Raw genomic sequence first — 7,664 nt, forward strand, 5'->3', positions numbered from 1 at the left:
CCCCTCGCCCACGTCGTCGGCCCACGGGTGGGGGCGCATGTCGCCCGCGTCCACCGCGAGCACGGGGTGGACCTGAGGACCGGCGCCGGGGTCACCGGAGTCAGGACGGTCGCGGGCCGGGCCGCCGGGGTGCACCTGTCCGACGGGAGCCTGATCGAGGCCGACGACGTGCTGGTCGCCATCGGCTCCCGGCCCAACACCGAGTGGCTCGGCGGCAGTGGCCTGGACCTGTCCGACGGGGTGGGATGCGACGAGTACTGCGCCGCCGCCCCCGGCATCTACGCCGCCGGGGACGCCGCCCGCTGGCACAACCCGCTGTTCGGCACCGGCATGCGCGTCGAGCACCGTACGAACGCCGCCGAGCAGGGCATGGCCGCGGCCCGCAACCTCCTCGCTCCCGGACATGGCAGACCGTACGCGCCCGTCCCCTACTTCTGGTCCGACCAGTACGGGCAGAGGTACCAGGCATACGGGCACCTCCGCGACCACGACGAGGCCCGTGTCGTCGACGGTGACATGGCGGACGGCGGCTTCGTCGTCGCCTACCGCACCGGACGGCTCCTGACCGGGGTGCTGGCGGTGGACACGCCCCCGAAGGTCCTGCGCCCCTGGCGGGCGGCGATCGCGGCCCGCACTCCCTGGCGGGAGGCGGCCTACTCCCACCAGCCACTTTGACAAAACATACGGAGGATTGCATAGTTATACCAACGGTGGAAGCGCAGCGGAATGGCTCCGGCCGACTCCGCGAGGACCACCGCCCGGCGTGACCCGCCCGACGGCGCGCGCCACACCCGCACCACGCGTACGAAGCCGGCCTCCCCGATCCCTCCGCGGCGGGGAGGCGGTCGCACATCCACCCCCTTGTTCTTCGAGGAGCACGCAGTGAGCAACGCCAACGGCAACAGCGACGTACGCCTCTGGGGCGGACGTTTCGCCGACGGACCGGCCGAGGCGCTGGCCAAGCTGTCCGCTTCCGTCCACTTCGACTGGCGGCTCGCGCCGTACGACATCGCCGGCTCCCGCGCCCACGCGCGTGTCCTGAACAAGGCGGGGCTGCTCACCGACGAAGAACTCACCCGCATGACCGCCGGACTCGACCAGCTCGAAGCCGATGTCGCGGACGGCTCGTTCACCGGCACCATCGCCGACGAGGACGTCCACACCGCGCTGGAGCGTGGCCTGCTGGAGCGCCTCGGCAAGGACCTCGGTGGCAAGCTCCGCGCCGGCCGGTCCCGCAACGACCAGGTCGCCACGCTCTTCCGGATGTACCTGCGCGACCACGCCCGGATCATCGGCGGGCTGATCGCAGAGCTCCAGGACGCACTGGTCGGCCTCGCGGAGACCCACCCGGACGTCGCGATGCCCGGCCGCACCCACCTCCAGCACGCCCAGCCAGTGCTCTTCGCCCACCACGTCCTCGCCCACGTGCAGGCCCTCTCCCGGGACGCCGAACGGCTGCGGCAGTGGGACGAGCGCACCGCCGTCTCGCCGTACGGCTCCGGCGCGCTGGCCGGGTCCTCCCTCGGGCTCGACCCGGAGGCGGTCGCCGCCGATCTCGGCTTCGAGCGCGGTTCCGTCGCCAACTCCATCGACGGCACCGCCTCGCGCGACTTCGTCGCCGAGTTCGCGTTCATCACCGCGATGACCGGGATCAACCTCTCCCGGATCGCCGAGGAGATCATCATCTGGAACACGAAGGAGTTCTCCTTCGTCACCCTGCACGACGCGTTCTCCACCGGCTCCTCGATCATGCCGCAGAAGAAGAACCCGGACATCGCCGAGCTGGCGCGCGGCAAGTCGGGGCGGCTCATCGGCAACCTGACCGGCCTGATGGCGACTCTCAAGGCGCTCCCGCTCGCGTACAACCGCGACCTCCAGGAGGACAAGGAGCCCGTCTTCGACTCCTGCGACCAGCTGGAGGTCCTGCTCCCCGCCTTCACCGGCATGATGGCCACGCTCACCGTCAACCGGGAGCGCATGGAGGAGCTGGCCCCGGCCGGCTTCTCGCTCGCCACCGACATCGCCGAGTGGCTGGTCAAGCAGGGCGTGCCGTTCCGGGTCGCGCACGAGGTCGCGGGCGAATGCGTCAAGGTGTGCGAGCAGCAGGGCATCGAGCTCGACGAGCTGACCGACGAACAGTTCGAAAAGATCTCCGAGCACCTCACCCCCGAGGTCCGTACCGTCCTCAATGTGCCCGGGGCGCTCGCCTCGCGCGACGGACGCGGCGGTACGGCCCCGTCCGCCGTCGCGATCCAGCTCGCCGAGGTCAAGCAGGACCTCGCGGTCCAGCACGCCTGGGCGACCGCCCGGAAGTAGCGACCGTGTCCGGACCGGGCCCGCACGCCCGGTCCGGACACGCGGTCGGCAGGTCAGAGGTGTACGAGCGGCGACGCGGGCTACGTTGACGGGGAAGGGTGAAGAACCGACCCCGGACCACGAGGAGCCCGCGATGCCATTCGACCGCCTGACCGCGGCCACCGCCTCGACCGCCCACATCGGGCTCGGCCTCGCCGCCGTCGGCAGGCCCGGCTACATCAATCTCCACCGCGACCTCGACCTGCCCGAGGACCGTACCCCCGACGCCCTGCGCGACCGCACCCACGAACTCCTGGACGCGGCCTACGCCCAGGGCGTCCGCTACATCGACGTGGCCCGCTCCTACGGCCGCTCCGAGGCGTTCCTCGCCGAGTGGCTGACCGCCCGTCCCGCACTCGACGACGTCGTGGTCGGCAGCAAATGGGGCTACACCTACACCGCCGACTGGTCCGTGGAGGCCGAGGCGCACGAGGTCAAGGACCACTCGGTGGCCACCTTCGACCGCCAGCGCACCGAGACCCGCGCGCTGCTCGGCGACCGGCTCGACCTCTACCAGATCCACTCGGTGACGGCCGACAGCCCGGCCCTCACCGACAAGGAACTCCACGCCCGGCTCGCCGACCTGGCCGCCGAGGGCGTCACGATCGGCCTCTCCACCAGCGGCCCCGGCCAGAAGGACGCCATCCTGGCGGCCCTCGCCGTCACGGTCGACGGTGAACCCCTCTTCCGTACCGTCCAGGCCACCTTCAACGCGCTGGAGACCTCCGCGGGCCCCGCGCTCGCCGAGGCCCACGGAGCCGGGCTCACAGTGATCGTCAAGGAGGGCATGGCGAACGGACGGCTCGCCGGTACGGAGGCGCCGGCGCTGATCCGCGAGATCGCCCGGGACCGGGAACTCGGCAGCGACGCGGTGGCCCTCGCCCATGTGCTCCGCCGGCCTTGGGCCGGGGTCGTCCTCTCCGGCGCCGCCACGGCTCTCCAGCTCTCCGGGAACCTGCACGCCGTCACCGTCGACCTCGACGAGGAGGAACAGGCCCGGTTCGACACCCTCGTGGAGGACCCGGAGGCGTACTGGCGGTACCGGGCCGCCCTGCCCTGGAGCTGACGGCCCCCGCCCCCGTCGAACCCCGTCCGGCCCGACGGTCCCTGACCGGCCTGGCGCGCCCCGACGGCCCGGCGCGCCTCAGGCCGCCCAGGCGGCCAGCGCGTCGAAGTCCGGGCGCTCCAGGCCGACGGCCGGATCGATCTGCCGCAGCAGCGCCGGGCCGGGGTGATGGGCCGCCACCCACGCCCGGTCCTGCTCGCGGATCTCGTCGTCGATCCAGGCGAACGCCCGCCCGGCCGCGTACGCCACCACGTGCCGGGTCTTCCAGAAGGTCCCGTCGCCCGCGCTCCCGCCCACCACGGGCCAGTCGACGAACGGCAGCGGCGGCAGCCCCAGATGCGGGCCGACCCACTCGTTGGCCTCGTCCTTCCAGGTGGTGGCCCAGACCAGTTCGTAGCGGCCGGCCAGCGCCAGCAGCTCCGCGCCGTGCGTCGGATTGAGCAGTACCGGCAGGGCCTGGCCCGTCTCCCACCCCGTCGGGCGCATCCGGTGGCGGCGGTACCCCTGAGGGTCCCGCCGCCGGGACAGCGCCATGTACGGGTTCAGCGGACCGTCGATGTCGATCAGCAGCAGCGGTTTGGTGCCCATGTCCCCATGCTGCCGCCCGGTGGGCCGGAGCGGCAACGAAATCAGGGCCGCGGGGTCCCGGCAGGGCCATCCGCCCGATCGCCGGGTTGCCGCCCGGTGGCGGGGGCCGGAGCGTGGAGCGGTGAGCACAGCCGACCGGGGGACCGGCATCGAAGAGACCCGCCGTCCGGGCCGCTGGATCGCGCTGACGGTCCTCGTCCTCGCGGTCCTGCTGGTCGCGGTGGACGCCACCGTTCTCGGCCTCGCGACCCCGTACCTCACCGAGGACCTCCAACCGACCGGCACCCAGCTGCTGTGGATCGGCGACGTCTACTCCTTCGTGATCGCCGGGTTCCTCGTCTCCATGGGCAGCCTCGGCGACCGGGTCGGCCGCAAAAAGCTCCTGCTGACGGGCGCCACCGCGTTCGGGGCGATCTCCGTCCTGAACGCGTACGCCGGCAGTGCCGAGATGATGATCGCGGCCCGCGCGCTGCTCGGCGTCGCGGGGGCGACCCTGATGCCGTCCACGCTGGCTCTGATCCGCAACATCTTCCACGACCCCCGCGAGCGCAGTCTCGCCATCGGCATCTGGGGCGCGGCGGCCTCGGCCGGCGCGGCGGTCGGGCCCGTGGTCGGCGGGTTCCTCCTCGAACACTTCTGGTGGGGTTCCGTCTTTCTCATCAACCTCCCGGTGATGGCCGTCCTCGTCGTGGTGGGCGCCCGGCTGATCCCCGAATCGAAGGACCCGGCTCCCGGTCCCTGGGACCTGCCCAGCGTCGCCCTCTCGCTCGTCGGCATCATCGGGCTGGTCTACGCGGTCAAGGACGCCGCCGCACACGGATTCGGCCCGGGCGTCACGCTCGCCGCCGTGATCGGCGCCGCCGCACTGGTGTGGTTCGTCCGCAGACAACTGCGCTTGCCTGCCCCCCTGATCGACGTCCACCTCTTCCACCACCGCGGATTCTCGGGGGCCGTCCTCGCCGATCTGCTCACCATCCTCGGCCTGTCCGGGCTCGTCTTCTTCCTCTCCCAGTTCCTCCAGCTGGTCCAGGGCCGCGGACCGCTGGAGGCCGGTCTCGCGGAGTTGCCCGCCGCCGTGGGATCGGTCGTGGCGGGTCTGCTGGCGGGCAGGGCGGCCCGCCGGTTCTCCGTGCGGGCCGTCGTCTCCGGTGGACTCGCCGCCGTCGGCGTGGCACTGGCCGCGGTGACTCTGATCGGCCAGGACACCGCGTATCCGCCGCTGGGCGCGATCCTGCTCGTCCTCGGCGTCGGCGCGGGGTTCTCCTTCACCGTGACCGCGGACGTGATCCTCTCCAGCGTTCCCAAGGAGCAGGCCGGTGCCGCCTCCGGAGTCTCCGAGACGGCGTACGAACTCGGCGCCGCCCTCGGTATCGCCCTGCTCGGCTCCATCGTGACCAGCGTCTACCAGGGCTTTCCCACACCTGCCGGGGTCCCGCCGGACACCACGGCCGCCGCCCACGAGTCGCTCGGTGGCGCCGTGGAGGCGGCCGGGACACTGCCCGCATCCCAGGCCGGTCCGCTGATCGCCGCCGCGCAGGACGCGTTCACCGACGGGCTGCGGGCCGCCGCCGGGACCGGCGCCGTCGTGCTGCTGGCCACGGCGGTCGCCGCCTGGTCCCTGCTGCGCGGGCAGCGGCTGGAGGAGGGCGCCGAACACCCGTGACCCCCGGGCCGGCCGTCAGTCCGCGGGCTTCTCCCACACCGAGACGTGCCGGCCGCTCTCGTTGCCGAACGGGCTCCGGTCCCAGTCCTCGAAGCGCTCCCGCAGCCGCATCCCCGCGAGCTGCGCCATCAGGTCGAGCTCGGCCGGCCACACGTAGCGGAACGGGATCGAGCGGTACTCGCCCCGCCCGTCGGCGAGGTCCACGTAGTTCGAGCTCACCGACTGGGTGGCGACGTCGTAGTCGTCGTACGCCCAGCGCGTCGCACTCGTGTGGAAGGGCACGATCCGCTGCCCGGCGGGCAGCCTGCGCAGTTCGGGGACCATCACCTCGATCACGAAGGTGCCGCCCGGCGCGAGATGGTCGGCGACGTTGCGGAAACAGGCCACCTGGTCCGCCTGGGTCGTCAGGTTCATGATCGTGTTGAAGACCAGGTACGCCAGGGTGAAAGTGCCGTCCACCCGCGTCCCGGTGAAGTCCCCGATCGTCACCCCGATCGCGTCGCCGCCCGGTTTGGCGCGCAGCCGCTCCACCATCGCCCGGGACAGGTCGATGCCGTGCACCGGGACCCCGCGCCGCGCCAGCGGCAGCGCGATCCGGCCGGTTCCGATGCCGAGTTCGAGTGCCCGGCCGCCGCCCGCGAGCTCCGCCAGGAAGTCCGCGGTCGTGCCTACCAGATCGGCCGCGAACATGTCGTCCGAAGGATCGTCGTACGTCGCCGCGATCCGCTCTCCGAAGAAGTCTTCCTTGTCGGTCACGCCCGGGACCGTACCGTTCGCCCGCCCGCCGCGCCCGCGAATTACCGCGTTCCGGCACGCGTCCGGACACGCGAAGGGCCCGCCGGTCCGAGGAGAAACCCTCCCCGGCGGCGGACCCTTCGCGTGTCCGGATGCCCGTACCGGCTACGCGGCCTTGGCCTTCGTCGCGTACATGTCCACGTACTCCTGGCCGGAGAGACGCATGACCTCGGACATCACCGAGTCCGTCACGGCGCGCAGCACGTAGCGGTCGCGGTCCATGCCCTCGTACCGGGAGAACTCCATCGGCTCGCCGAAGCGCACCGTGACCTTGCCCGGACGGGGAATCCCGGCGCCGCCCGGCTGGAGCTTGTCGGTGCCGATCATCGCGAACGGGACCACCGGGGCGCCCGTCATCAGGGTGAGGCGGGCGATGCCCGTACGGCCCCGGTAGAGCCGGCCGTCGGGGGAGCGGGTGCCCTCCGGGTAGATGGCGAAGGCGCCGCCCTCGTCCAGCACCCTACGGCCCGTCATGAGTGCGGCGACCCCGCCCCGTCCGCCGTCGCGGTCCACCGGGATCATGCCGCTGCCGGTGAAGAACCAGGCCATCATGCGGCCCTTGATGCCCTTGCCGGTGACGTACTCGTCCTTGCCGATGTAGTACACCGGCCGGTCGCAGCAGATCGGCATGATCAGCGAGTCGATGAAGGTGAGGTGGTTGCCCGCGAGGATCACCGGACCGTCACCGGGGATGTTCTCGGCGCCCTCGATCTGAGGGCGGAACATCAGGCGCAGGATCGGGCCGAGCACTGCCTTGATGACCGTGAGTCGGGACAACGGTTCCTCCGGTGTCGTGGCCGGGCCGGCCGGGGCGGTGACGCGATGGTCTGTGCAGGTGAGGACGATACTCGCGGCAACCCGCCGACCGCACATCGGGTTCACACGACGGATACGCAGTGTTGACTTGTGTTAGCGGTGTGTTGGCCCGCCCGACCCCCCGCGTACGGCCCCCCTGCCTACGCTCGGGGCCGCGCCGAAGCCGGTGTCGCCGCCGAACATCACACGCGAGGAGCGTCCATGACAGAGCGTACGCGCAAGAGCCCCGGCCGCCGGGCCCTGCTCGGAGCCGCGGTGCTCGGAACGACCACACTCGGCCTCTCCGCCGCCGGTACCGCCGCGGCGGCCGACCGCGGCCCGCAACGCGATGTACACACCAGAGAACACCACTACCACGATCACACAGAACGTCTGGAGAGA

The 7,664-nt window shown here is 71.9% G+C and carries 7 protein-coding genes and 1 pseudogene; 5 read left to right on the forward strand and 3 right to left on the reverse strand.

What is annotated here, in order from left to right; genetic code table 11:
• The 3 genes from ACWD3D_RS30300 to ACWD3D_RS30310 form a co-directional block, all read left to right on the forward strand.
• On the forward strand, positions 1-675 hold a 675-nt coding region (locus tag ACWD3D_RS30300), incomplete at its 5' end, for an FAD-dependent oxidoreductase (RefSeq protein WP_451463952.1).
• Between the two features lie 207 nt (positions 676-882).
• Positions 883-2,316 carry an argininosuccinate lyase gene (argH, locus tag ACWD3D_RS30305; protein WP_451463953.1) on the forward strand — a complete coding sequence of 478 codons (1,434 nt, stop codon included), beginning with the start codon at positions 883-885 and terminating at the stop codon, positions 2,314-2,316.
• Between the two features lie 133 nt (positions 2,317-2,449).
• Positions 2,450-3,421, forward strand: a complete 972-nt coding sequence (locus ACWD3D_RS30310; RefSeq protein WP_451463954.1) for an aldo/keto reductase — start codon at positions 2,450-2,452, stop codon at positions 3,419-3,421.
• A 78-nt stretch (positions 3,422-3,499) separates the two neighbouring features.
• Here ACWD3D_RS30310 and ACWD3D_RS30315 read toward each other — a convergent pair whose 3' ends face one another.
• Positions 3,500-4,009 carry a hypothetical protein gene (locus tag ACWD3D_RS30315; protein ID WP_451463955.1) on the reverse strand — a complete coding sequence of 170 codons (510 nt, stop codon included), beginning with the start codon at positions 4,007-4,009 and terminating at the stop codon, positions 3,500-3,502.
• A gap of 121 nt (positions 4,010-4,130) precedes the next feature.
• Here ACWD3D_RS30315 and ACWD3D_RS30320 point away from each other — a divergent pair, with 121 nt between their 5' ends.
• On the forward strand, positions 4,131-5,672 hold the full coding sequence (locus ACWD3D_RS30320; protein ID WP_451463956.1) for an MFS transporter: 1,542 nt from the start codon (positions 4,131-4,133) through the stop codon (positions 5,670-5,672).
• A 15-nt stretch (positions 5,673-5,687) separates the two neighbouring features.
• On the opposite strand, the gene ACWD3D_RS30325 is transcribed toward ACWD3D_RS30320, so the two are convergent.
• Both ACWD3D_RS30325 and ACWD3D_RS30330 read right to left on the reverse strand, forming a co-directional pair.
• The gene (locus ACWD3D_RS30325) at positions 5,688-6,428 is read right to left on the reverse strand and encodes a class I SAM-dependent DNA methyltransferase (RefSeq protein WP_451463957.1); all 741 of its coding nucleotides are present in this window, start codon (positions 6,426-6,428) and stop codon (positions 5,688-5,690) included.
• Between the two features lie 144 nt (positions 6,429-6,572).
• Positions 6,573-7,244 carry a lysophospholipid acyltransferase family protein gene (locus ACWD3D_RS30330; protein WP_387371952.1) on the reverse strand — a complete coding sequence of 224 codons (672 nt, stop codon included), beginning with the start codon at positions 7,242-7,244 and terminating at the stop codon, positions 6,573-6,575.
• Between the two features lie 240 nt (positions 7,245-7,484).
• Here ACWD3D_RS30330 and ACWD3D_RS30335 point away from each other — a divergent pair.
• A pseudogene (locus ACWD3D_RS30335) lies at positions 7,485-7,664 on the forward strand (hypothetical protein); the annotation flags it as partial.

Source organism: Streptomyces sp. NPDC002690, assembly GCF_053592415.1.

Bases quoted from the DNA above. Each gene is read 5' to 3' on its own strand.
- ACWD3D_RS30310 (WP_451463954.1), top strand. From the start codon at position 2,450: ATGCCATTCGACCGCCTGACCGCGGCCACCGCCTCGACCGCCCACATC.
- ACWD3D_RS30315 (WP_451463955.1), bottom strand. From the start codon at position 4,009: ATGGGCACCAAACCGCTGCTGCTGATCGACATCGACGGTCCGCTGAAC.